This window comes from Halorientalis sp. (assembly GCF_028275115.1).
GTDB lineage: Archaea > Halobacteriota > Halobacteria > Halobacteriales > Haloarculaceae > Halorientalis.
In genome coordinates this window covers 53,448-75,192 of the sequence record NZ_JAQCNH010000019.1, presented here as the reverse complement: position 1 = coordinate 75,192, position 21,745 = coordinate 53,448, and the positions used below count along the sequence as shown (strand labels likewise).

General features: G+C 65.4%; 26 protein-coding genes and 1 pseudogene. 9 read left to right on the top strand and 18 right to left on the bottom strand.

Features of this window, described 5'->3' with window-relative positions; translation table 11 throughout:
- Window positions 1–22: 22 nt before the first annotated feature.
- From Q0964_RS02480 to Q0964_RS02470, 3 genes and pseudogenes are all read right to left on the bottom strand, one after another.
- A complete protein-coding gene (locus Q0964_RS02480) occupies window positions 23–154 on the bottom strand; it encodes a hypothetical protein (protein ID WP_299263222.1) in 132 nt (43 codons plus the stop codon).
- Window positions 151–294, bottom strand: a complete 144-nt coding sequence (locus Q0964_RS02475) for a hypothetical protein (protein ID WP_299263220.1) — start codon at window positions 292–294, stop codon at window positions 151–153. The genes Q0964_RS02480 and Q0964_RS02475 overlap by 4 nt, the downstream gene beginning before the upstream one ends.
- Before the next feature lie 103 nt (window positions 295–397).
- A pseudogene (locus tag Q0964_RS02470) lies at window positions 398–493 on the bottom strand (hypothetical protein); the annotation flags it as partial.
- A gap of 607 nt (window positions 494–1,100) precedes the next feature.
- On the opposite strand from Q0964_RS02470, the gene Q0964_RS02465 reads away from it, so the two are divergent.
- On the top strand, window positions 1,101–1,862 hold the full coding sequence (locus Q0964_RS02465) for a hypothetical protein (protein WP_299263084.1): 762 nt from the start codon (window positions 1,101–1,103) through the stop codon (window positions 1,860–1,862).
- 165 nt (window positions 1,863–2,027) lie between these two features.
- On the opposite strand, the gene Q0964_RS02460 is transcribed toward Q0964_RS02465, so the two are convergent.
- The 5 genes from Q0964_RS02460 to Q0964_RS02440 form a co-directional block, all read right to left on the bottom strand.
- Entirely contained in the window at window positions 2,028–2,465 is a 438-nt protein-coding gene (locus Q0964_RS02460; protein WP_299263082.1) for a transcription elongation factor Spt5, read from the bottom strand.
- A gap of 1 nt (window position 2,466) precedes the next feature.
- The gene (locus tag Q0964_RS02455; protein ID WP_299263080.1) at window positions 2,467–2,643 is read right to left on the bottom strand and encodes a protein translocase SEC61 complex subunit gamma; all 177 of its coding nucleotides are present in this window, start codon (window positions 2,641–2,643) and stop codon (window positions 2,467–2,469) included.
- A gap of 490 nt (window positions 2,644–3,133) precedes the next feature.
- Window positions 3,134–4,291 (bottom strand): cell division protein FtsZ, encoded by a 1,158-nt coding sequence (ftsZ, locus tag Q0964_RS02450; RefSeq protein ID WP_299263078.1) that lies wholly within the window; start codon window positions 4,289–4,291, stop codon window positions 3,134–3,136.
- 95 nt (window positions 4,292–4,386) lie between these two features.
- The gene (locus Q0964_RS02445) at window positions 4,387–5,760 is read right to left on the bottom strand and encodes a D-aminoacyl-tRNA deacylase (RefSeq protein WP_299263076.1); all 1,374 of its coding nucleotides are present in this window, start codon (window positions 5,758–5,760) and stop codon (window positions 4,387–4,389) included.
- Complete coding sequence (locus tag Q0964_RS02440; RefSeq protein ID WP_414652125.1) at window positions 5,760–6,443, bottom strand: hypothetical protein; 684 nt, start codon at window positions 6,441–6,443, stop codon at window positions 5,760–5,762. The genes Q0964_RS02445 and Q0964_RS02440 overlap by 1 nt, the downstream gene beginning before the upstream one ends.
- Window positions 6,444–6,588: 145 nt before the next feature.
- On the opposite strand from Q0964_RS02440, the gene Q0964_RS02435 reads away from it, so the two are divergent.
- Genes Q0964_RS02435 through Q0964_RS02415 form a run of 5 tightly spaced genes read left to right on the top strand, consistent with a single transcriptional unit; the run spans window position 6,589 to window position 11,105 of the window.
- A complete protein-coding gene (locus Q0964_RS02435) occupies window positions 6,589–7,386 on the top strand; it encodes a shikimate dehydrogenase (RefSeq protein WP_299263074.1) in 798 nt (265 codons plus the stop codon).
- A 25-nt stretch (window positions 7,387–7,411) separates the two neighbouring features.
- On the top strand, window positions 7,412–7,942 hold the full coding sequence (locus tag Q0964_RS02430; RefSeq protein WP_299263072.1) for a helix-hairpin-helix domain-containing protein: 531 nt from the start codon (window positions 7,412–7,414) through the stop codon (window positions 7,940–7,942).
- A gap of 42 nt (window positions 7,943–7,984) precedes the next feature.
- Complete coding sequence (gene pabB, locus Q0964_RS02425; protein ID WP_299263070.1) at window positions 7,985–9,511, top strand: aminodeoxychorismate synthase, component I; 1,527 nt, start codon at window positions 7,985–7,987, stop codon at window positions 9,509–9,511.
- Window positions 9,508–10,242, top strand: a complete 735-nt coding sequence (locus tag Q0964_RS02420) for an anthranilate synthase component II (RefSeq protein ID WP_299263068.1) — start codon at window positions 9,508–9,510, stop codon at window positions 10,240–10,242. The genes pabB and Q0964_RS02420 overlap by 4 nt, the downstream gene beginning before the upstream one ends.
- Window positions 10,218–11,105, top strand: coding sequence for an aminotransferase class IV (locus tag Q0964_RS02415; protein ID WP_299263066.1), 888 nt, complete (start codon window positions 10,218–10,220; stop codon window positions 11,103–11,105). The genes Q0964_RS02420 and Q0964_RS02415 overlap by 25 nt, the downstream gene beginning before the upstream one ends.
- A 1-nt stretch (window position 11,106) precedes the next feature.
- On the opposite strand, the gene Q0964_RS02410 is transcribed toward Q0964_RS02415, so the two are convergent.
- Together Q0964_RS02410 and Q0964_RS02405 are read right to left on the bottom strand one after the other, a co-directional pair.
- Window positions 11,107–11,304: a hypothetical protein gene (locus Q0964_RS02410; RefSeq protein ID WP_299263064.1), complete on the bottom strand. Its 198-nt coding sequence runs from the start codon at window positions 11,302–11,304 to the stop codon at window positions 11,107–11,109.
- 1 nt (window position 11,305) lies between these two features.
- Window positions 11,306–12,358 (bottom strand): saccharopine dehydrogenase family protein, encoded by a 1,053-nt coding sequence (locus Q0964_RS02405; RefSeq protein WP_299263063.1) that lies wholly within the window; start codon window positions 12,356–12,358, stop codon window positions 11,306–11,308.
- A gap of 98 nt (window positions 12,359–12,456) precedes the next feature.
- Between Q0964_RS02405 and Q0964_RS02400 the strand changes: the two genes are divergently transcribed.
- On the top strand, window positions 12,457–12,906 hold the full coding sequence (locus Q0964_RS02400; protein WP_299263062.1) for a Rieske (2Fe-2S) protein: 450 nt from the start codon (window positions 12,457–12,459) through the stop codon (window positions 12,904–12,906).
- Here Q0964_RS02400 and Q0964_RS02395 read toward each other — a convergent pair.
- Together Q0964_RS02395 and Q0964_RS02390 are read right to left on the bottom strand one after the other, a co-directional pair.
- Window positions 12,894–13,391 carry a hypothetical protein gene (locus tag Q0964_RS02395; RefSeq protein WP_299263060.1) on the bottom strand — a complete coding sequence of 166 codons (498 nt, stop codon included), beginning with the start codon at window positions 13,389–13,391 and terminating at the stop codon, window positions 12,894–12,896. The two genes, Q0964_RS02400 and Q0964_RS02395, sit on opposite strands and share 13 nt — an antisense overlap.
- Window positions 13,392–13,499: 108 nt before the next feature.
- Window positions 13,500–13,796, bottom strand: a complete 297-nt coding sequence (locus Q0964_RS02390) for a transcriptional regulator (RefSeq protein WP_299263058.1) — start codon at window positions 13,794–13,796, stop codon at window positions 13,500–13,502.
- A gap of 120 nt (window positions 13,797–13,916) precedes the next feature.
- Between Q0964_RS02390 and Q0964_RS02385 the strand changes: the two genes are divergently transcribed.
- A complete protein-coding gene (locus Q0964_RS02385; protein ID WP_299263056.1) occupies window positions 13,917–14,882 on the top strand; it encodes a nucleotidyltransferase family protein in 966 nt (321 codons plus the stop codon).
- 12 nt (window positions 14,883–14,894) lie between these two features.
- Here the strand turns inward: Q0964_RS02385 and Q0964_RS18280 are convergent, their stop codons facing one another.
- The gene (locus tag Q0964_RS18280; RefSeq protein ID WP_349254420.1) at window positions 14,895–15,056 is read right to left on the bottom strand and encodes a hypothetical protein; all 162 of its coding nucleotides are present in this window, start codon (window positions 15,054–15,056) and stop codon (window positions 14,895–14,897) included.
- 121 nt (window positions 15,057–15,177) lie between these two features.
- On the opposite strand from Q0964_RS18280, the gene Q0964_RS02375 reads away from it, so the two are divergent.
- Complete coding sequence (locus tag Q0964_RS02375) at window positions 15,178–15,732, top strand: winged helix-turn-helix transcriptional regulator (protein ID WP_299263053.1); 555 nt, start codon at window positions 15,178–15,180, stop codon at window positions 15,730–15,732.
- Here Q0964_RS02375 and Q0964_RS02370 read toward each other — a convergent pair.
- The 5 genes from Q0964_RS02370 to Q0964_RS02350 all read right to left on the bottom strand — a co-directional run bounded on the left by Q0964_RS02370 (window position 15,660) and on the right by Q0964_RS02350 (window position 21,740).
- Window positions 15,660–16,391, bottom strand: coding sequence for a diphthine--ammonia ligase (locus tag Q0964_RS02370; RefSeq protein ID WP_299263051.1), 732 nt, complete (start codon window positions 16,389–16,391; stop codon window positions 15,660–15,662). The genes Q0964_RS02375 and Q0964_RS02370 overlap by 73 nt on opposite strands.
- A 57-nt stretch (window positions 16,392–16,448) precedes the next feature.
- On the bottom strand, window positions 16,449–17,579 hold the full coding sequence (locus Q0964_RS02365) for a DUF373 family protein (protein WP_299263049.1): 1,131 nt from the start codon (window positions 17,577–17,579) through the stop codon (window positions 16,449–16,451).
- Window positions 17,580–17,625: 46 nt separating this feature from the next.
- On the bottom strand, window positions 17,626–18,621 hold the full coding sequence (gene sppA, locus Q0964_RS02360; RefSeq protein ID WP_299263047.1) for a signal peptide peptidase SppA: 996 nt from the start codon (window positions 18,619–18,621) through the stop codon (window positions 17,626–17,628).
- 129 nt (window positions 18,622–18,750) lie between these two features.
- On the bottom strand, window positions 18,751–19,641 hold the full coding sequence (locus Q0964_RS02355) for a coiled-coil protein (RefSeq protein ID WP_299263046.1): 891 nt from the start codon (window positions 19,639–19,641) through the stop codon (window positions 18,751–18,753).
- 248 nt (window positions 19,642–19,889) lie between these two features.
- Complete coding sequence (locus tag Q0964_RS02350; RefSeq protein WP_299263044.1) at window positions 19,890–21,740, bottom strand: glycoside hydrolase family 2 protein; 1,851 nt, start codon at window positions 21,738–21,740, stop codon at window positions 19,890–19,892.
- Window positions 21,741–21,745: the final 5 nt, after the last annotated feature.

The following is a 21,745-nucleotide window of genomic DNA, read 5'->3' as shown; positions in this document are numbered from 1 at the left end:
CGGAAACCGCGCGTCGGAGGTTCTATTCCTCGTCGCGCGGGACGGACTCACGCTCTCGCCGTTTCCCGCCAATGCCGGTGCTTTCACCGTGACCCTCGCCGGCGTCCACGGGGTCCCGTTCGCGTTGTTCGGTCGCGGCGACGGCTGACTTCACAGCCCGTCGACCACGTTCGACCCGCTGACGGCCTCCGGAATCACTACCGTATCGGCGCCGGCACGACGGGCGACCGACTCGTAGGTCTCGTCGCCGACCCGGACGACGAGGTCCGCGTCGGGGGCGAGTTGGCTCGTCACGATGGCGATCTGGATAGCGACGTTCGAGTCGTCGATGGCCCCCGACCACGGCGCTGGCGCGGGTGACGCCGGCCCGTTCGAGTACGTTCTCGCTACGCGCGTCGCCCTCGGTCACGAGGGGTTCGTCACTGGCCGCCTCGACGACCACCACGTCCTTGTCACGCTGTCTGAGTTGCCGTGTAACTGTCCGGCCGAACATCCCGTACCCGCAGATAACGACGTGACCGGACGTGCCCTCGATAGTCTGTTCCGTTTGCACGCGTCGTAGTTCCTCCCGAAACTGCCCGCCGAAGACCGTATCCGGGACCGACTCGCCGATCCACAGTCCGGATAGGGTCAGGCTCGAGAACACGGCCAGCGTGAACCCCTTAGTCACCCGCTCTGGTCCGGAGTGGCGCTGGAAGTGTCGTTCGATGCTGGTTGGATCCAGGAGCCAGAAGGCTGCGTCGACTGGTGAGATACCAGCCAGTACGACGAATCCGACGACACCCGCGATACCGGTCGCGACGAAGAGCCCGATCGGCACCAGCGCTGCACCGATCCGACTCCGGACTGACCCGACCGTCCCGGACACGCACAGTTAGCGGAGCGTACAGTTAATAAATTGTAGTGACAGATACACGCCAGAGAGGGGTCACCAGGCCGGTACCGAGACCTCAGTATCGGTATACACTCGACGGCAGATCACTGACGAGTATAGTTAAAAAAGAACACGATTCATTACAGTAGCCCCGTCGGGTACTTCTAACAGATGTCCACAGAATTTACCGGGCTCCAGTGGGACTTTTTTATCAGCGGTGCCGCTTGTGGTCTGTTTCCTGTGTCTGGGGGTGGTGACGGCGGTCGGTCCCGCGGCGGCACAGTCTGCGGGCGGAGAGGCGCTGACAGGCGAGGGCGATAGCGCCAACCACGATGCCGAAGGCGTCGGTGACGGAAACCACGTTGAAAACGACGATGTCGCTGGAGACGATGGCAGTGTTGCGGACAGTAGCGACAACAGCGCCGAAGCTGATAGCGACACCGGGGACAACGGCGGCGCTGAAGCTGACGACGGTACCGAGGACGGTGGCGACACCGAGAACGACGGTGACTCCGGGGACGACGATGGCACCGAGACTGACAGCGACACAGTGCAACGCAGCGGTGCTGGGGACGAACGCGAGAACGAGGGCGGCAGAAGTTCTCAGGAAGGCAGCGGGAGAGGCGGCGGGGACAGCGCCAGTACCGTGGGCGACAGCGCCGCCGAACCCGACGACGAGGACGATAGCGACGGTACCGAAGACGAAGTCGATAGCGACGACGACGGAGCGACGCTGGACGTGCTGACCCGTGGTGGAACCGTCGTGACCGGTCCGCCCACCGTCGGCGAGGCAGCCCCCACGGACCCCGACAGCGACCGTCTGTATGAGGACGCGAACGGCGACGGGAACCACAGCTACAGCGACGTCGAACTCCTATTCGAGAACCTCGACCAGTCGAGCGTCCCGGACCACCCGAACGTATACGATTTCAACGACAACGGGCAGGTGGACTACGGCGACGTGGTCGCGCTGTACGACGCGAACTGACCTCTTCCCGACTCGCTCTCCCTGACGGTCGCCGGGTGGCGCCCAGTTCGTCGGGTCGCAGCCACAACGCGACCGCTCTTCGGACGGGTCAGTACAAAATTGCCTGCTGGTTGGCCACGTTCCGGAGTTCCTGCCGGCGAAGCGAGAGAGGGCCGTGAGAACGCGTTAGCGTTCTTCGGAATCCAGCACGCGGATCTGGTCGCCTCGAACCGTCACCGGAATCGGGACCGTCGCCTCGTACAGCTCGACGGTAACCTGGTCTTTGGACTCGTCGATACGCTGGACCTGCGCTTTCTCGCCTTTGAACGGCCCGGCAATGAGTTCGACGATGTCGCCCTCGGCGATTCCCTCCACGTCGGGTTTCGGCGAGAGGAAGTGTTCGACTTCGGCGATGGAACTCTTTCCCTGGACGACCCCGCGCATATGTGGAATCTCGTCCGAGATACGCTCGAAAACGGCGGCATCGTCGGCCTCAACCATCACGTAACTGGTGAGGCTGTCCGGCGCGAGGACGGCGTGGATGGACGACTCCTCGCGGCTCATAATCATGTCCGCGACGGTGCGTTCCTGGCTGGCCGTGGTTTTGACAGCGAAGATACCCATATTAAACGGGAGGGGTTGTAATGAAGCTCATCAACAGGAAGATGATGAATCCTAGCAGGCCGACCAGGACGATTCCGGCTCCCGCAATCTTGGCGATCTGGGAGAACTCTTCCCACGATGGGGTGCTGGCGAGTTTCAGCACCCGAACGTAGGAGGTGAGGTCGTACGGTACTTGCATGCTCAGATGTAACCCCCGCCCCTTTTTTTATCTATTGGTGCGAATCCGCGCTCTCAAGCGGGGTGACAGTCGTAGACTGTTCACGGCGTGAGTGCGCTGCGGACCGTCTGCGGTGACTGTCCTGCTCGGCGGATTTGGCCGGTCGTTGTCCTCCGGTCAGAGAACGTACAGCCGGCGGTGGTTCGTCGAAGACGAGCGACCACCTGCTGATGCTGGACGAGGTGACGGCCGAAGTCGCCGCCACGTCGGCGGTCGAGCGCGAGAGCGTAGTCTGTGTGACGATTTCGGGAGACGTGACACTGCCCGAGAGGGCAAATTAAACTCCTCTCGGGCAGTCAGGTTGTCCGACCGGTTGGCCGTCTCGTCTTTCCGGCGGCGGAGAATCAGGTCGACGCGTTGGTACCAGATACCGAGCGAACGGAACGAGCGGTCAAATGGTGCGGGGACTCCTGTACGACGCCCGCGGGAGGGAGTAGAGCGGGAGAGTCCGCTATTCCACGTAGTCGATGTCGTCGCCGAGGTTCTCGGCTGCCTGTTCGACTTCTGTCTCGTTTTGACCGTAGATCTGTGGACTCTCGACGCCGGTGACGACGATCATGGTCTCCATCTTGCCCTCGAACTCCTGATTGACCGACGCGCCCCAGATGATCCGGGCGTCGGGGTCGATCCGGTCGTAGATCTCCTCGACGACGCCCTCCGCTTCCTCGATGGACATGTCCGGACCGCCGACGACGTTGACCAGCGCCGAGTTGGCACCGTCGAACTCTACGTCGAGTAGCGGTGACCTGAGTGCCGATCTGATGGAATCCTGAGCCTTGTTCTCGGAGTCGGACTCCCCGAGGCCGATCATGGCGACGCCACCGTTCTCCATGATCGTCCGAACGTCCGCGAAGTCGACGTTGACGAGACCGGGCTTGGTGATCAGTTCGGTCATACCCTTGACCGAACGCATCAGCACACGGTCACAGATTTTGAACGCGTCCTGCAGGGGCATCGAGGGGGCGTAGTCAAGCAGACGGTCGTTCGGGACGACGATCACGGTGTCGGAGACCGCACGCAGGCGCTCCAGCCCCGCGTCGGCGTTGGCCCGACGTCGCTCACCCTCGGCAGTGAACGGAATCGTCACGATGGCGATGGTCAGCGCGCCTGCCTCCTGGGCGGCCTGAGCGACGACCGGTGCGGCACCCGTCCCGGTTCCGCCGCCGAGCCCGGCGGTCACGAACACCATGTCCGAATCGTCGATGGACTGTTGGATGTCCTCGATATTCTCCTGGGCCGCCTCCTCGCCGATCTTCGGGACCGACCCCGCACCGCGGCCGCCGGTCCGTTTCTTGCCGATGAGAATCTTCGTATCGGCTTTCACTTCGTCGGCGAGGTGCTGGGCGTCCGTATTCGCGGCGACGAGTTTCGCGCCGTGGATACCTTCGTCCATCATCCGCGTAACCGTGTTGCCGCCCGCACCGCCACAGCCGACCACGGTGATTTTCGTTTCGAGGTCTTTGACGACACTCGCCAACTCCTCGTCGCTCATCTGTCCCGATGTCGAAACGTCTTCGGTCGCCGTCGTCCCGCCGGTCTCGGTTTCCTCGGGTGCTTGTGCCGGCTGCTCCTCGCTATCCTCCATGGCGTCGTTAATAATGGAGTCCATATTTAAAGTGGAATTGCGGAGCAGCATTAATTATCTTTCCCCTCCTGTCAGCCACACGTCATACGTTTCGTTCGCGGTGGTGCGAGCGAATAAAACTAGAGGGAAAACCGGTCGACCTGTTCGGACCGGACCTGGTCGGGAGGAATCGTCCGTCCGTTCACCTCGACCGGTTCGCCAGCTGAAAGTTGACCGAACTTCGGGCCTTCCGGCACGCCGAGCGTCTCCGCCTTCTCCGGGTCGAAGCGGTCTCTCCGAGCGATCACGACGTCCGTGCGTCGCTCGACTGTATCGTAGGCTGTGCGGAGCATCTCTACGGCGCCGTCGACGATAGCGGTGTAATCTCCACGGGAAGCGACGGCCGCACGGCCGGCGACCCGGTTGCCGTTCTCGGCGGTGCGGAACGCCAGTGCGTGCGCTGCCACGCGTTCCCGCGTCCGGTTCTGATCGATTCCCTGAGCCGCGGCGACCAGTTCGTCCGGGAGCGACACGACCTGGAAGTCGGCCTCCGGGGCGGCCTCGCGAGCCGGTTCACCGAACCGCAGACCGGCTTCGACCGTGACGAGTGCGTCTTCCAACCGGGCGGCGAGCGCGAGCGGGACACCCGTGACCGCCCGTAACCACGTCTCGCCGACGACCTGGTACCCGAGGTCCGCAATCTCGGACCGGAGGGCGGGACGGTCGCCGTCCACGAGGGCGTGGGTTGCCGCGCTCTCCACGAAGGCGGCGTCGAGCAGGTCCCGGTTCAGGTCGGGTTCGCCCATCGCCGACAGTCCCCAGTCGGCGGCGAGGTGACCGACGGCCCAGTCTGTCTCTCGGACGATTCGCTCGAACCGTGGAGCGTAGTGACCACCACCGAACCCGACGAGGTGGCGACGGTTCTGGCCTGTCGGGTCATTGTCGACGCTGGCGGGTTCCAGGTCGGCGTCGGGCGCGACGGCACGCAGGTCGAGAATCGCCCGCGCGACCGCTCTCGCGGCTGCCGGGTCGTCCCACTGGGGTTCATCGCTACCGACCTCGACGAACATCGAGGGGGCACCGACGTCGGTCGGGCCGTGATGCGTACACTCCATCCCGACCTCGTAGTCTTCGGGTGCGTGCGTCGCGAGTGCGTCGAGGACACGACGGTGGGCGTGCGGACAGGCCCGTGCGAGGGCGTCGTCCTCGCCGCCGTGTTCGGCCGGACCGAAGTTGCCCGTGTGGTGTGCCGTGAGAAGTGGTCCAGTCTCGCCACTGTGCCGGGAGGCGAACACGAGCAGGTCGAGGTCCGCAGGGAAGGCGTCGGCGGCGTCGTCGAGGTCGAGGTGCCACGCGTCGAACTCACGGAGCTGTGCCCCGTCGGTCTGGGAGACGGGACCTGCAGCGTCGGGGTGGGCGGGTGCGTCCACCGGCGACCAGTCCGCGAGTTCCCGGAGACGATTGCCGACGTGTTCGGAGGCCCGATCCGCGCGGGAGACGACGATTCCGAGCATCAGTCTGCCCGTTCGACGTCGGCAGGCTCGCGACCGACGGTGGTCCGGACCGCGTCGCCGGCCAGGCCGAACAGCCGGCGTACCGAGCCTCGGCGCTCGATGAACAGTGCGACGCCCAACAGCAGATAGACGCCAGTGTAGACGAACAACAGCCCCTCGCTGGTTACCGGCAACTCGATCAGTCCCCCGACGAGCGCGAACTCCAGAGCGACCTGGGAGAAAAGGAGGATGAACAGGACAACTGCCTCCCTGGTCGAGATTTCGAAGTCGATCAAAAGCGCCAGGGCGAAAAACGACTGGGCGGCGGTGATCCATATCTCGGCCGCCTGTTTGCTGTCGAACGGGAGCGTCCCGACCGCGCCGAGTGCCAGTGAGTAGACGACGGCGATTGTCCCGACCAGCAGCGTCCACTGGTTGAGCTTCGACGAGATGAGGGCGTTGAACCCGGCCGTCGAACGAGCCTTGTTGACGAGGACGGCGATAGCGAACGCTCGCGGCACGTCTTTCTCGGCAGTCTCGGCGCCCCACGCGAGCAGAAACGAGGCGCCGAGAATCGCCACACCACTGAGCGCGACTTCCGCGACGATGTCGACACCGGCTCCAACGAGGACGGTCGCGACCCACGGCACCGTCAGGGCGACCGCGACGGCAACCGCGACGAGCGGATGGCGAAGTCGAGTCACTATCCGACCGGAAACGGCACCGGAAGGAAAGCTTTGTCAATTCTACCCTACCGACTCCGACGGCACGGCGCCAAGGTGCCCGGCCGCCGTCGCGGAACCGGGGCAGGAGCGGTGCGGTTATGCCGGCCCCGCGACTGCCACCGGTATGGACGTGTACGGACTGATCGGGAACCCGGTGGGGCACTCGCTGTCGCCGCCGATGCACGAGGCAGCCTACGAGGAACTGGGAATCGACGCCCGCTACGTCACCTTCGAGCCGCCCGCTGACGCCGGCCAGGCGGCCGTCGAGTCGGCCGCGACAGTCGGCGTTTGCGGACTGAACGTTACGATTCCGTTCAAGCAGGACGTGCTGGACGCCGTCGAACCCGCCCCGCTGGCCGAGCGCATCGGTGCGGTCAACACCGTCGATTTCGCCACCGACCCACCGACGGGGTACAACACCGACGCCGTCGGCGCGACCCGTGCACTTCGCTCACACGACGTTGGCCTCGACGGCGAGGCGGTCGTCGTCGGCGCGGGTGGCGCAGGTCGGGCGGTCGCGTTCGGCCTCGCCGACGAGGGGATGACCGTCGACGTCGCGAACCGAACCGAGTCGACGGCTCACGACCTGGCCGCCGAAGTCCCGGACGCGACGGGCCACGGTCTCGACGCGCTCGACGAACTGGTCGCCGACGCCGACGTGCTGGTCAACTGTACGAGCGTCGGCATGAAAGAAGACCGGTCGCCGGCCCCGGCCGAGTCGCTGCACGCGGACCTCGGGGTGTTGGACGCCGTCTACGACCCCGTCGAGACACGACTCCTGCGCGACGCCGAGGCGGCCGGCGCGACGACGGTCGACGGCGCGTGGATGCTGCTGTATCAGGGTGTCGAGGCGTTCGAGCAGTGGACCGGCGCGGACGCGCCCGTAGAAAAAATGAATCGGGTTTTGCGGGAGCGTCTTTAAGTAGGCGGGTTGACTACATCTGAATATGGGGCTGTTCAAGATACTAAAGTCGGTGATCGGACTCGACGGTTCCGGGTCTCGTTCGACGTCCGGAACCGCCGAGCCCGGGCGCAAGGACGCCGGCGTAACGGTCGAACACGAACCCGAGCCCGATACTGCCTCCGAAGACGCAGTCAAGGGCACCGGCGACGAGACGACCGCCGACATCGAATCGAGCTCGGCCGCCGAACCCGACGCGGCCGGTGAAACCGACGACGAATCCTCGAGCGAAGACGCCGAACGCCAGGCCGAAGCGACCGAACCCGAAGTCCAGGCTGAGAGTGCCGAATCCGAGGCTGAGGCCGACGCGGTCGAGTCAGCGGTCGAGAACGCCGATGCGTCGACGGACACGATCAAGGGTATCGGTCCGTCCTACGCGGAGACGTTGGCCGACATCGGCGTCGAGACGGTCGGCGACCTGGCGGCGGCCGACGCCGCGGACATCGCGGACGGAACCGACCTCTCGGAGAAGCGCGTGGGTCGCTGGGTCGCTCGCGCTCGCGGCGAGGATGAGTAGAACCGCAAAACGGTTACTGTTGTATCCGCTTTCTTCGAGCAGATGACCACGCCGAGGGTCGTGACAGACAGGACCGCCTTCCGGAGCGTCGCCGACGGTGTTACACCCGGGACACGCGTGCCCGTCGAACTCAGGGTGACGGTCGAAGACCCGTTTACAGCCTACCGGCGTGCCCGGCCGACCGACGGAAACGCCGACAGCGAGTCGCCCGACGGTGTCTATCTCGAAACCACGGGCGGACAGTCCGGTTGGGGCTACTTCGGTGTCGACCCCGTAGACTGGGTGACAGTCAGCCCCGACGACGGGGCAGCACTGTCGACGCTGTGTGACCGCCTCGACGCCGAGTCGCTGGCGCGGGGCGACTGCGAGGTGCCCTACCCCGGCGGTGCGGTCGGTTGGCTCTCCTACGACCTCGTTCGGGAGCTAGAAGAACTACCGAACGACGCCGAGCGCGACCGCGACCTCCCACGAGTACAGGTGGCGCTCTACGACCGACTGGCCGCCTGGGAGGAACCCCGTGGCGAGGAGACGACGCTCCGGGTGACCGCCTGTCCGCGAGTCGACCCCGACGGCGACCGAGGGCGACCGGTCGCGGCGGCGTACGACCACGGACTGGCGAGGGCGCGCGAACTGGTCGAGCGGGCAACTGCGGGCGACCCGGCGGTCGGTTCGCCGCCGGTCGAAGCCGCGACAACCCAGTTCGAGAGTGACTGTGGCCGGACGGCCTTCGCCAGCCGGGTCCGCCGGGTCAAAGCGCACGTCCGCGACGGGGACACGTTCCAGGCGAACGTCTCCCAGCGACTGACAGCGCCGGCAGCAGTCCACCCCGTCGAGGCCTTCGACGCACTCCGTCAGGTCAACCCCGCACCGTACTCCGCGCTGGTCGAGTTTCCCGGCGTCGACCTGGTGAGCGCCAGCCCGGAACTCCTGCTCGACCGCGACGGTGACACACTGGTGACCGAGCCCATCGCGGGAACACGTCCCCGGGGGGAGACCGAGGCCGAGGACGACGAACTGGCGGCAGATCTGCGGGCCGACGAGAAAGAGCGCGCCGAACACGCCATGCTGGTCGACCTGGAGCGAAACGACCTCGGCAAAGTTTCCGCGTACGGGAGCGTCGCGGTCACCGACTACCGCCGCGTCGACCGCTACAGCGAGGTGATGCATCTCGTCTCGGAAGTGCGAGGCCGCCTCCGTGACGGTACAGACCTGGCGGACGCTATCGAGGCGGTGTTCCCCGGTGGGACAATCACCGGTGCGCCCAAACCACGGACCATGGAGATTATCGACGAGGGAGAGGCCACGCGCCGTGGCCCCTACACTGGGAGCGTCGGGTTGTTCGGGTTCGACAGTCGGGCAACACTTTCCATCGTCATTCGGACGCTCGTACGCTACGACGACGAGTACCACCTCCGGGTCGGCGCAGGGATCGTTCACGATTCCGAACCCGAGCGCGAGTACGAGGAGACCCTCGACAAGGCTCGGGCGCTGGTGACGGCGGTCGACGAGGCGCTCGGCCAGCGGGGTGACCTGGCTGTCGAGGTCGCGGCCGACGGAGGGCAGTCGTGAGAGTGCTCGTCGTCGACAACTACGACTCCTTCGCCTACAACCTCGTCCAGTACGTCGGTGACGTCGTCACGTCACCGGGCGGCTCAACGCAGTCGGAGAGGGCGGGTGGGGTCGTCGCCAACCGGTCGTGTGGCGACTCGGACGACGGCGAGGACAGCAGGGATACTGAGGCGGAGGAAGTGGTCGTCCGCCGCAACGACGCGATTACGGTCTCGGGCATCCGCGACCTCGACCCGGACGCGATCGTCGTCTCGCCGGGACCGGGCACTCCGGAGGACGCGGGCGTCTCGATGCCGGTCTTCGCCGAACTCGCGTATCCGACACTGGGTGTCTGTCTCGGCCACCAGGCGTTGTGTGCGGCCAACGGTGCGCCGGTCGGCCACGCCGAGGCGGTCGTCCACGGCAAACCATCCACGGTCGAACACGACGGCCAAGGGCTGTTCGCCGACCTTCCGAATCGCTTCGAGGTGGGGCGGTACCACTCGCTGGCCGTCGAACGCGCCGACCTGCCCGACGTGTTGACCGAAACCGCCTGGACCGTCGCGGGGGACGGGGAGCACACGGCGACCGACGGGCAACGAGGCGTCGAGCCGCGAGTCGTCATGGGCGTGCGCCACCGTGACCGGCCACACTACGGCGTGCAGTTCCACCCGGAAAGCATCCTAACCGACATCGGCAAGCAACTGATCGCGGCCTTCTGTACACAATGTCAGACTACCGTTTCCACGTAGACGGCGAACTCGTCCCGGCCGGGGACGCGACCGTCAGCGTCCGCGACCGCGGATTCATGTACGGCGACGCGGCTTTCGAGACACTGCGTGCCTACGGCGGCGAGGTCTTCGCGTGGGACGCCCACGAGGCCCGACTCCGCAACACCTGCGACCTGCTCGGCTTCGCCGACGCCGTCCCCGACGACCTCCGCGAGCGCGTCCGGGCGACTCTCGACGTGAACGACCTCAACGACGCCTACGTCCGGCTGTCGGTTTCGAGAGGGGCCCAGCCTGGGAAACTGACGCCGGACCCCGACGTGGATCCAACGGTCGTCGTCATCGTCAAAGGCCTCCCGCGTGGCGGCGTCGAGGGAACGACCCCGTGGGACGACCCGGCGGTGGTCCAGACCGTCAGGACCCGACGGACGCCCGACGCTGCGACCCCGGCAGCGGCCAAAACGCACAACTATCTCAACGGGATTCGGGCCAGACTCGAACTCCGGCGGGCCGCAACGGACGAGTTCAAAGCGGACGAGGCGCTACTCCGAACGTTCGACGACGTGGTCGCGGAGGGCGCGACAAGCAACGTCTGCTTCGTCGACAGCGGCGTCCTCAAGACCCCGAGCGAGGACTGTGATATCCTCCCCGGGGTGACCCGGGAGGTGGTGCTGGAACTGGCTCGCGAGGAGGAGTTCCCGGTCGAACCCGGCCGCTACGAGGTCGGAGACGTCCGGGACGCCGACGAGGCCTTCCTGACGAACACGACATGGGAGCTCAGACCGATCGCCAGCGTCGACGGCATCGACATCGGGACCGGTCCGATGACGAAACTGCTCTCCCGACTGTTCGACGAGCGGGTCGAACGACGGCACTACCAGGGGTGAGTCAGTTCCCGCCGAACGTCGCGTCGTCCAGTACGGTCTCGAAAAGCAAGACGACGTACACCGCGGCGGCGACGAAGACCGCCGCCGGCCAGTCGACGCCAAACGGTAGGAAAAACAGCGCCCCGGCCAGAATGGCAGCGAACCCGCCGAGCGCGAGCGCGAATCCGATCCGTGCCCGGCGTGTGAGTTCGGCGGCCATTTTATCTCACGTCCTCGCGTTCGACGCCCGGCAGGTCGAGAACGAGGTCCGGGCCGTAGGCACCCGCAGGAGTCTGGTAACCGACCGGCGCGTCCCCGTCGAGGACGCGTTCGGCAATCTCCAGTGCGGACTCGACAGTCAGTTCGTAGGTTTCGGGTGTTTCCAGGCGAGAGACAGCGCGACCGCCGTCCTCGTCGGACACCTCACCCCAGACGGCCCCCCGGCCACGCTCACGGGTGCGCGCACCGGGACCGGTCACCGCGGTGTCGATGACACTCTCCAGTGTCGTTTTGACCGGTTCGATGTCGAGCAGCGGTGCGACGGGGCGCGTGCCGCGCATCGCCCAGATGGCCGGCTCCGGCACAGCAATGTACACCTCGATGTTGTGGATGCCGGTCGTGTGATAGCCGGTGACCACGTCGCCCCAGGGGATAGTGACCGCCGAGCGCTCGCCCGACCCGAAGTCGATCCTGCGAGTTCGGTAGGCGGCCGGCACCGATTCGACCAGTCCGTCTCGGCGGACGTAGCCACCGTCGCCCGCGTAATTCAGCATCGTCTTCATCGTCCCCGGTGAGATGTCTGCCAGCCCTTTGAACGCCAGCGCGAGATGAGTCGCCTCGGGGCGGCGCTCGTGGAGATGTGCGGCCAGACAGTCCGTGGGGACCACGTCGAAGCCCACGCCGGACATACACATTACGTCGGCCTCTACGGCCCGGTCGTCGTAGTCCGCGACGGCCCGAAACACGTCGATCTCGCCGGTGATGTCGAGGTAATGAGTGCCGGACTCGATTGCGGCCTCGACCATTGGCTCGTACGTCTCAACGAACGGACCGGCACAGTTGAGGACCGCATCGACTCCGTCGAGGGCGTGCGTAACAGCAGCGTAGTCGTCGACTTCGAACGCGGCCATCTCGCAGTTCAGCTCGGCGGCCTGCTCGGAGAGGGTGTGCTCGTTGCGCCCAGCCAGTATCGGGTCGAGGCCGCGCGCCGTGGCTTCCTCGACGATCAGTTCCCCAGTGTACCCGTAGGATCCGTAGACGAGCAGCTCGGCCATACCCCGAGGTCGGGGGGCCTGCTTCGTTAAGCTAGCGGGTCGGACTCGTTTCGATTTCGAACCGAGGCGTTGAAGCCCACGAAGACCGATACTCTGACATGGACGAGGACAGTCGGATTGCGACCGTCGACGACGTACCGACGGACTCTACGTTCCTGTTCCGGGTCCGGGACCACGACACCGACGAGGAGAAGGAGGCGATCATCGTCCGCGTCATCGACGACGAGGACGCTAACACGGACAGCCCCGGCGAACTGGCCTGCTGGCTCAACTACTGCCAGCATTTCACGCACATCAAACTCGACAAGGGGTCGGGAGCGCCGATGCGTGACGGCGAGGTAATCTGTGCCAACCACGGCGCGTACTTCGAGAAGGACACCGGCATGTGTACGCACGGCCCCTGTGAAGGAGCGTACCTCCAAGCCGTCGAGGTCGAGGCGACCGACGGCGGCGTCTACCTGACCGACGAGGACTACGCCCTCGTCGGTGTCGGCCCGGGCGAGCAGGACGACGTCGACCTCTCCTCGAACTCCAACTACGAGTTCTGATCCGGCGGTCGGCGCTGGCTCATCTGGAGGCCGCGGGCGGTCCCGACCAGGACCATTAGGGCACCGACGAACGAGAACAGGACCGACCCGAGCAGGGCGAGCAGCGAGTTGCCGAAGTCGAACCCGGCTGCGAGCAGTGACGGCAGGCCGATTGAGAGAGACGCTCCTAACAGAACCGAAGTCCGCTGGGTCCGCGTAAACGACTGTTCGCGAAGGAGCAATCGAGACGACCGCCCGGGGACCGCGAGCCCCGCAGCGGCGACCGTCAGCCCGCCGACGACACACACGACAGACATCACCAGCGAGCCCGTGTCCCAGCCGGGTGTGCCGCCGCGCTGGCTCGGAACCTGAGGGTCATGCTGACCACCGTCGGGGAGTCCGGTCAACAGTTGCGGAAACGCAAGCGTCACGATGCCGGCCAGCAGGACCGCGACCCCCAGCCCGACTAGTGCCGTCCGCAGGACGGCACCCACTGTTCCGCGCACGTTCCCGTCATCCCAGTTGAAGAACCTATAGTTTGCTACTTTCGACCGCCGTGCCAGGTCTCGACGCTCGGCGCTGTCGCCGCACAGTTCCGTCGGGAGTGGGAGTTCCTACTCGATCCGGAACGCGGGCTCCTCGACGCTCTCGCTTTTGCACTCCGGACAGCGGCCGGGCCGGTTCAGGAGGTCGTCGAAGTCGTCGAACCCGCAGTCACGACAGGTCGGTGGTGCGACGAGCAGTTGCTCTGCTGTGTGTTCGAGTGACTGGGCGATGTGTTCGACGTGGCTAATCGCCGCGCTCGCCTTGATGTCGAACTCTCGAGCGATGGCCGCAGCGGGCATCGCCTCTGTCCGGAGTCGCTCGGTCACGCGCTGGCGGGTCGTCTTGTCCGTCTTCGCCTCACGCATGGCCGACGTTCGATTTGGATTGACATACCTCTTCTGGACGACGCAATCGACTGGACAGGACGCGCCTCCGGACGTGTACGGTCCAAAAAGAACTTACTCCAGTGGGCTGACGCTCCGGATATGGAAGCAGTGGTTCTCGCTGGTGGCTACGCGACGCGTCTATGGCCGGTCACGAAACACAGACCGAAGATGCTCCTTCCGGTGGGGGAGACGACCGTCATCGACCGTATCCTCACAGAGCTAGAGACTGACGACCGCATCGAGGACGTTTACGTGAGTACGAACGAGCGGTTCGCACGGGAGTTCGAGGCTCACATCGAAGCGCAGGGATACGAGAAGCCCTGCCTCTCCATCGAGGACACGACCGAGGAAGACGAGAAGTTCGGTGTCGTGGGTGCGCTGGCCCAGCTGGTCGAGCGCGAGAACGTCGACGACGACCTGCTCGTCGTCGCCGGCGACAACCTGATTGGCTTCGATACCTCGAACTTCCTCGATTACTTCGAGGCGAAAGGCGCGCCGACGCTGGCCGCCTACGACGTGGGCACTTTCGAGAAGGCAAAGTCCTACGGCCTGGTCGAACTCGAGGGTGAACGGGTCGTCGATTTCCAGGAGAAACCCGACAACCCCAACAGCACACTGGTGTCGATCGCCTGTTACGCGTTCCCTGCCGAGAGCATCCGTTTCGGAGAGTATCTCGACGGCGACAACAACCCGGACGAACCGGGCTGGTTCATCCAGTGGCTCCAGTCCCACGAGGACACCTACGCCTTCGCCTTCGACGACGCCTGGTACGACATCGGCACCCCCGAGAGCTACCTCGAAGCCGTCGCCTGGGAACTCGACGACGGACAGCTCGTCGCGGAGAGCGCGACCGTAGAGAACTCGGACATCGGCGACAACGTCCACGTGCTCCCGGGTGCCAGTGTCGTCGACTCGACCGTCGAGTCCGCCGTCGTCTTCTCCGACGCCACCATCGAGGACTGCGAGATCCGAGACTCCATCATCGATAAGGAGACTCACGTCGAGAACCTGGACCTCGCGAGCGCGCTGATCGGCGCACATACCCAGATCACGAACGGCGACTGACGCCCCGACTCGTTACTCGCCGGGTCGGACCGTCCGCTGGCCCAGTTCGCCGGCCAGTGCGACACCGTGCTCCAGCCGGATGGCCGTCGTTGCCGCGTCGGTCTCGGCGGCCCAGGCCTCGTAGGCCTCCCGATCGGCGAACGCGTCGGTGTAGGGACAGAACAAACCGTACATCCGTATCGAGTCCGAACCTGAACTCGTCGATTGTCTCCAGCTATACCGTTGAAATCGAAGTTGTCGAGCTGTGAGGATCAAAGTATAGGACCGACTGCGAGGAGACGAACTCACCACAGAGATGGCCTGTGCTCCGAAGAACAACGGGTGTCACTGCCTGCTATCGGGGGTGATGGATCTGCTCGGCCGGAAGTACGTGATGGGTCCGGTGTGGCCCGTCGAGGCCCGCTGGCAGGTCCGGTTCGTGGAGACCGAGGCGCACCTGCCCGACGTCAGCACGTCGACGCTGTCGACGCGACTGGACGAACTGGAGGCCATCAGGTTGCTCCGGCGCGAGCGGTACGGCGAGATCCCGCCTCGCGTCGAGTACGAACTGAACTCCCCTGCCCTGCCGCGTTCGGGGCTCCCCGCCCCTCGCTTGTGGGGACAGGGCTTCCTGTTTCTGTGTCGGAGTTTATCCCCGACGTGGGCACAGGGATTCCAGACTCCGCAGGCGACGTCCCGTCACAGGTGGTTCGGAGTGTCCCACTCCTACGAAAACGGGGCAGAGTCGGGCGAACGACTGGCGCCGCTACTGGAGTGGGCACAGGAGTACGAACCGAATTACTCGGCTCGGTCCAACCAGGCGTCTTCGACGTCGATATACCCCCGCGACCCCTCCCACACCGTGTCGTAGTCGAGTCGAATCGAACGGTCCATGTGCGGGCCGTCGGTGACCAGCGTCTCGAACTCCCCGCCTTCGCCGAGGACGTGGACACCGTACTCGTCGTTGAGCGTTTCGAGGGCCGAAAGGGCCTCGTCGTCGAGCGTCCGGCCGAGCCAGGACTCGTCCAGTCCGTAGGCCGCGACCTGAATGATCCGGATCTCGAAGCCCGCAGCCAGCATCGCATCGGCGAGCTCACTGGGGTCTTCCTGCCAGAGCGGGGCGAAGAGGTCGGCGTCGAGCCGGTCGGCCATCGCCTCGATACGGCTGGTCTGGTACTCGCTCTCGACCGCGCCGGCGGTCAGACCGGCGATTCCACCGGGAAGGTCGGCGTCGAGTTCCCGGAGCGCGGCCTCCAGCGGTTCCAGTTCCGTGTCACCCTGTTCACCCGCGTCAGTCGCTTCGGCCGCATTGAAATCGTCGGGTTCCACGTCGACGAGGGGCGTGCCGACGCTCTCGGCGGCCAGTGCCGCGAGGTCTGTCGCCGGGACGTGGTACATGTACGAATCACCCTCGGGATGGACGGTGACGAGCCGCTCGACCGACAGACCCTGTTCGAGCGCCTGATACAGTGCCCACGAAGAGTCTTTGCCGCCCGAGAAGAGACTGACCCACGCGCCGTCGTCTGCCATGTTTCCGTGTTGTCGGCGGTTGCGTAAATCCACACCGGTCCCGACCCCGGTCGGCGGTCACTGCTGTTCGGCGAGTTCCTCTTCGATGTCAGCCTGGTTGAAATACGACGAGAAGCGCACGCCGACGAGGGAGACGAAGATGCCAGCGAGAATGAACAGCAACAGGCGGATCCGGGGTTCGAGGGTCAGCCCCTGGACCGAGACGGCGCCGAAGTCCATCGCGGGCATCTGGAACGACGGGAACACGCCCGCAGTCTCGAGGAAGAACGCTGAAAAGCCCCGGACGACGAGGCCGACTGCAACCGCACCGAACGGCAGGTTGACGTACGCGCTCCGTACCCGGTCGTCGCGGATAATCTCGTCGAGCAGGCGGCCGGTCGAACCGGCGAAGGCCGCCGCCGTCAGCCACGGAATCGCGTCGAAAGCGAACCGCATCGCGAGGATGAACGGTGCCTCGTTGGCGGTAGCGGACACGCCGATGACCCCCGCAAAGACACCGATGAGCGCCAGTCCGACGGCCACGACATAAGTGACGAGCGATACCTGCCCGGAGTAGAGTGCGTTCTGAATCTGCCCGGGAAGGGAGGCCAGCACGGAGTCGACGCCAAGTCCCTTGTACAGAAAGAAGACACCGATGACAGCGGCGATGGCACCGGCCGCGACGGCCGGGCTGTCCGCGAGCGTCATCAGCGCCGGGAACGCGAGCAAAGCGACGCCGACCGGTACCAGCACCGTCTTCCGCAGTTCCTCGTCGGCCAGGAACTGCTTGAGCAGGTAGTAGGTGGACTCGATATCGCGGGCCTGACGGACGACGACGCGGTCGACCGCGTCCACGCGCACGCGACTCTCGACGATGGGCACCAGTCGCTCGTCTTCGGCGCTGTCGACGACGACGACCGCGGATTCGAGGGCGTGCTCGTCGGTAAGCTGGTCGGTCTGCGTCGCGACCGCTCGGTCGGCCGAGACGGAGTCGCCGGACGCCGAGAGAACTGCAACGACCACGTCCTCGCCGTCGTCACGCATGTCACGCGTGACCCGCAACGCCTCCAGCACGCAGTTAACGCGGCTGTCCTCGGGGTCGGTAACGCCGAAATCGGTCACGAGCGACTGGACAGCCTCCCAACCCACGACCGGTGGCTCCGCTCCGATGGTCCCCGTGCGGTCGATGCACGCCACCAACGTGGTCACAATCGATTGTTGGTGCGCCAACGAATAAAAAACATTGCAGGCCGATTCAGAGCCTGAAATCGAACCCGTCGGCGTCGTCGAACACGCTGGCGACCCCAGCCCCGAACGCGTACGCGACCGACGCCGCCCCGCCCCCGACGCGTTCACGCAGACCCAGTGACGGCGTGAACGTCCGGACGCTGACCGGGTTGCCGAGTTGCTCCGCCAGTCTGTCCTCCACGTCCTCGCGCGTCCCGATCGTGTCGACCAGCCCGATATCGTTGGCTTCTCCACCGAGGTAGATCCGAGCTTCCGTCTCGCGGACCCGATCGGGGTCCATGTCCCGCCCCTCGGCGACGGTGTCGACGAAGTCGTCGTAGTAGTCGTCGACGATCCCCTGGAGGTACTCGCGGTCGTCGTCCGAGATGTCTTTCAGCGGGACACCCGCGTCCTTGTACTCGCCGGCGGTGAACTGCTCGTAGCTCACCCCGAGTTCGTCGGCCAGGTCACTGACGTTGACTCGCGACCCGACGACACCGATGGAGCCGACGATACTCCCGCGTCGTGCCCACAGTTCGTCACAGCCACTGGCGATGTCGTACCCCCCGCTCGCGCACACGTCCGTGGCGTACGCGACTGTCGGGCCGTCGAACTGTTCGGCGGCCAACCGGATGTCCTCGCTCGGGACGATCTCGCCGCCAGGCGTATTGAGTTTCAGGAGCAGGGCCTGGGCCGCCCCGCTGTCGGCCCGCTCGATCTGCTCGACGATGGCGTCGGCATCGGCCCCGGTCGGACTGGAGAGGACACTCCCACCCGTCGACCGCGTGATCGGTCCTTCGACGGCGACCTCCGCGACGTTGTACCCCGGCAGGAGAGCGCCGGCGACGGACCCGCCCACCCGGACGGCCAGCGGGAGGAGTGACGCGACCAGCACGACCCCGACTAGTGTCGTCAGGTCCTGCGGATACACGACCAGTGCGACCCACGCGAGTGCGACGATTCCGACCATACAGACGAGCGCGACGACGCCGCGGCCCAGCGCCTGCAGCCGCTGTCCAGACATATCCGCGGTTCGGGACTGCGCGGTAAAAATCTGCTCGCTCGAGGACCGCCGGTCGGTTCCGGGCGTCGGGGCAGGCACGGCAGTGGCTAGCCGGCTCGAAGAGAGAGAATCTGATGTCGTCGTGCTGGCTTAGAGCAGCCCCGTCTTCTGAAGCTTCATCAGGTCTTCGGTGTCGAGGGTCTCGCCTTCTTTGAACTTCTGGTAGATCTCCTCGGCCTCCTCGCGCGCCGCTTCCTGCTCTTCTTCGCGCTTGCTGCGTTCCTCCTCTTCTTCTTTCTTGTCGAGTTCGCGCAGGCGCTTCTGGACGCGCACGAAGTCCTCGTGGTGCTGGTCTGCGGCCTCCTGGGCCTCCACGAACTTCTCGTGCATCTCGTCGGCTTCGTCGCGGATCTCGTCGGCCTCGCGGTAGGCCTCGATCATCTCGTTGTGATGTTTCTGAGCCTCGTCGGCGAGTTCCGTGACCTTCTGGTGGTGCTGGGAGGCTTCCGAGCGGATTTCTTCGGCTTCGCTCTTGAGCTCCTCGACGTCACCGGTCTGGTCGAGCTTCTCTTGTTTCTCCTGGAGTTTCTCGCGTTTGTCTTCGATTTTCTCGATGAGTTCCCGCTCTTCTTCCGGGTTGAGAACCTCCGTCTGCTGTTTGAACTCCAGGTCCTCGATCTCCTCTTTGAGCTGGTCGATGGAACTGCCCTCGTCGAGTTCGAGGTCGGACTTCATATCCTCGACCTGGTCGAACAACTCGTTGGCCTCGGCGTTGAGCTGGTTGCGCTTTTCCTTGTGCTCCTGTACCTGAGAGTTGAGGTCGTCGCGCTGCTCGCGGTGTTCTTGGGCCTCGTCGACCTTCTCGCGGGTCTTCGCGTTGAGGTCGTCCCGCTCGGACGCACGTTCGGAGGCGAGCTGGTTCAGATCGTTCCGTCGGTCGCGGAGCTGACCGGCGAGTTTGATCAGTTCACCTTTGGATTTGTTTTCGATGTCGTCGTCTGTTACTTCAATATTTTCGGATTCGTCTATTGACTCTGCCATAGTTTACACCTCTATGCCATTACCGCTCCAGCACGCGACAGTCGGGACTGCATAGTGGCAGTCAGTACCTGATAAGTAGGATTCCCTGTCATTCTACGGGCATCGCGCGATACTGCCGGAACGCTGGAGGCGTTCTGGTAACTCGTTATACCGGTGAAGGCAATTTAAATATTCCGGTCGTCGGGACCCCTGAAAACAGCTACCAAACGCCCGACGGGGCCACGGTACAGTCACCCACAGGCACGGGGTCAGTTGCCGAGTCGGTAGCTGTTTTCGACGACCCGGTCCGGGAGCGACAGCAACAACGTCGCCGACTCGGCGTCGGCCGGTATCCGGATCGAGTCCGGCGTCGCGGTGTCGCGGGCACCGACGCCGACGTCAACCTCGCCACCGTCGTCGCCGGCCGACCACTCGACCGTCCCCGAGACGTGTTCCGGCCCGTCGTTGACGACCGTTAGCAGTGTCGACTCGCCGGGAGTCGGGGCAGAAAGCGTGGCCTGGACAGGTTCGTAGGCCCGCCGAAGCGCCTCGTATCCGGTCTTCGGGTCACCGTCGCGTTCGACGGTGCCCATTCCGGCGGGCGCTACGTCCCGGAGGGTATGTGCGGCGAACAGCGGCGTGTCGCGCCGCCGGAGTGCCTCCGCGACGCGCTTGAGAACGCGGGCCTGGTACGCCTGTGAGGCGTCGGTTCCGCCGTCGACGTGGGCGTCGTGTTTCGACCGGTCGAACGCCGGTTCGTCGTCTGGCACGACGGCGCCGAACGCACCGGCCCCGAACTCGCCGACAACGCCACCGACCTCGAACGTATCGAGTAGCCAGGCCACGTCGTCGGCCTGGCCGTAGTCCCAACCCGGATACAGCGTCGGCGCATCGGCCCCGCTGCCGAGTGTGCCCACCACCGGGAAGACGAGGCGGTCGTCGGGGAACCCCTCGGCGACCGACTCCGCCGGCCCGCGGTCGTAGCTGGCGCGCCAGGTCCGCCAGCGCGTGCGCAATCGGTCGACGGTCCCCGAGCCCATCGGGTTTGGAAAGATGTCGAGTGGGTCGTCGTGAACGCTGTAGGCGAAAAGCGACGGGTGACGGCCGTACGTTCGGTCGAGCCCACTCGCGAGGGTCCGGCCGCGGTCGACGTCGAACGCACCGGGACCGGTCAGTGGGAGGTCCTGCCAGACCAGCAGGCCGGCCTCGTTGCAGGCCTCGTAGACGGCTGGGTCAGGCGCGTGGGCGTGCATGCGGACGAACGTCGCGTTCACTCTGACCGCCCGGTCGATATCGTCTGGAGTCGCCGAGAGGAGTGTAACGCCCCGACCCGGAATACGTTCCCCGTTGACGAGCAGGCCTTCGGTATCGCGGTCCACGGAACAGAGGCCGGTCACGGCCGAGCGGGTCGCGTCGCCGATCTTCGCCCGGACGTCGTACTGGTGCTGTGAGCCGTGTCCACGAGGCCACCACAGCGACGGGTCGCGCACGTCGATAGTGTGCTCAACGACGGCCTGCTCGCCGGCGTCCGCTACGACGGCCGCCCGGTCCATCATGCCCCGGCTCTGAAACTCCCCTTCCGGTCGGAGAGAGAACGTCAGGCGGTCGTCGAGGGCGGTGTCCGTCTCGACGACCGCCCGAACGTCGATCTGTGCCTCACCGTCGACCAGCCGTGGGTGGAGGTCCAGGTCGTAGATGTACGTGCTAGGGTGTGTCTCGACGGTCGCGCTCCACCAGATTCCGGGAATTCGGTCGCTCTCCGGGACGCGGTCGGTGTCGTGGACGCCACCGAAGCGGCCCTCGGGCGGGCGGCACTCGACGACCACCTCGTTCCGGTCTTCGGGTTCGAACGAGTGGCGGAAGGGTTTGAAGTACGCGCCGTGTTCGCCGACGAGGTCGCCGTTGAGCCAGATGCGGGCGTGGGCGAACAGCCCGTGGAGTTCGATGACGGCGCGGTCCTCGTCTCCCGACCGAGGGTCGTCGAAGACGGAACGGTACGCAGCGGCCTCGGCGTCGGAAAATACCTGTGGACGGCCCGGTATCTCCACCGGCGTCCACACGTCCGGTTCGGGTTTGCCCGCCCCCGGCTCGACCGACGTCCCGGTCCACTCGCCCAGCATGTACG

Excerpts from the sequence above, each read along its gene's own strand:
- Q0964_RS02460 (WP_299263082.1), bottom strand. The coding sequence starts at position 2,465 with ATGGGTATCTTCGCTGTCAAAACCACGGCCAGCCAGGAACGCACCGTC.
- Q0964_RS02455 (WP_299263080.1), bottom strand. The coding sequence starts at position 2,643 with ATGCAAGTACCGTACGACCTCACCTCCTACGTTCGGGTGCTGAAACTC.
- ftsZ (WP_299263078.1), bottom strand. The coding sequence starts at position 4,291 with ATGGACTCCATTATTAACGACGCCATGGAGGATAGCGAGGAGCAGCCG.
- Q0964_RS02445 (WP_299263076.1), bottom strand. The coding sequence starts at position 5,760 with ATGCTCGGAATCGTCGTCTCCCGCGCGGATCGGGCCTCCGAACACGTC.
- Q0964_RS02435 (WP_299263074.1), top strand. The coding sequence starts at position 6,589 with ATGGACGTGTACGGACTGATCGGGAACCCGGTGGGGCACTCGCTGTCG.
- Q0964_RS02430 (WP_299263072.1), top strand. The coding sequence starts at position 7,412 with ATGGGGCTGTTCAAGATACTAAAGTCGGTGATCGGACTCGACGGTTCC.
- pabB (WP_299263070.1), top strand. The coding sequence starts at position 7,985 with ATGACCACGCCGAGGGTCGTGACAGACAGGACCGCCTTCCGGAGCGTC.
- Q0964_RS02415 (WP_299263066.1), top strand. The coding sequence starts at position 10,218 with ATGTCAGACTACCGTTTCCACGTAGACGGCGAACTCGTCCCGGCCGGG.
- Q0964_RS02410 (WP_299263064.1), bottom strand. The coding sequence starts at position 11,304 with ATGGCCGCCGAACTCACACGCCGGGCACGGATCGGATTCGCGCTCGCG.
- Q0964_RS02405 (WP_299263063.1), bottom strand. The coding sequence starts at position 12,358 with ATGGCCGAGCTGCTCGTCTACGGATCCTACGGGTACACTGGGGAACTG.
- Q0964_RS02400 (WP_299263062.1), top strand. The coding sequence starts at position 12,457 with ATGGACGAGGACAGTCGGATTGCGACCGTCGACGACGTACCGACGGAC.
- Q0964_RS02390 (WP_299263058.1), bottom strand. The coding sequence starts at position 13,796 with ATGCGTGAGGCGAAGACGGACAAGACGACCCGCCAGCGCGTGACCGAG.
- Q0964_RS02385 (WP_299263056.1), top strand. The coding sequence starts at position 13,917 with ATGGAAGCAGTGGTTCTCGCTGGTGGCTACGCGACGCGTCTATGGCCG.
- Q0964_RS18280 (WP_349254420.1), bottom strand. The coding sequence starts at position 15,056 with ATGTACGGTTTGTTCTGTCCCTACACCGACGCGTTCGCCGATCGGGAG.
- Q0964_RS02375 (WP_299263053.1), top strand. The coding sequence starts at position 15,178 with ATGGCCTGTGCTCCGAAGAACAACGGGTGTCACTGCCTGCTATCGGGG.
- Q0964_RS02370 (WP_299263051.1), bottom strand. The coding sequence starts at position 16,391 with ATGGCAGACGACGGCGCGTGGGTCAGTCTCTTCTCGGGCGGCAAAGAC.
- sppA (WP_299263047.1), bottom strand. The coding sequence starts at position 18,621 with ATGTCTGGACAGCGGCTGCAGGCGCTGGGCCGCGGCGTCGTCGCGCTC.
- Q0964_RS02355 (WP_299263046.1), bottom strand. The coding sequence starts at position 19,641 with ATGGCAGAGTCAATAGACGAATCCGAAAATATTGAAGTAACAGACGAC.
- Q0964_RS02350 (WP_299263044.1), bottom strand. The coding sequence starts at position 21,740 with ATGCTGGGCGAGTGGACCGGGACGTCGGTCGAGCCGGGGGCGGGCAAA.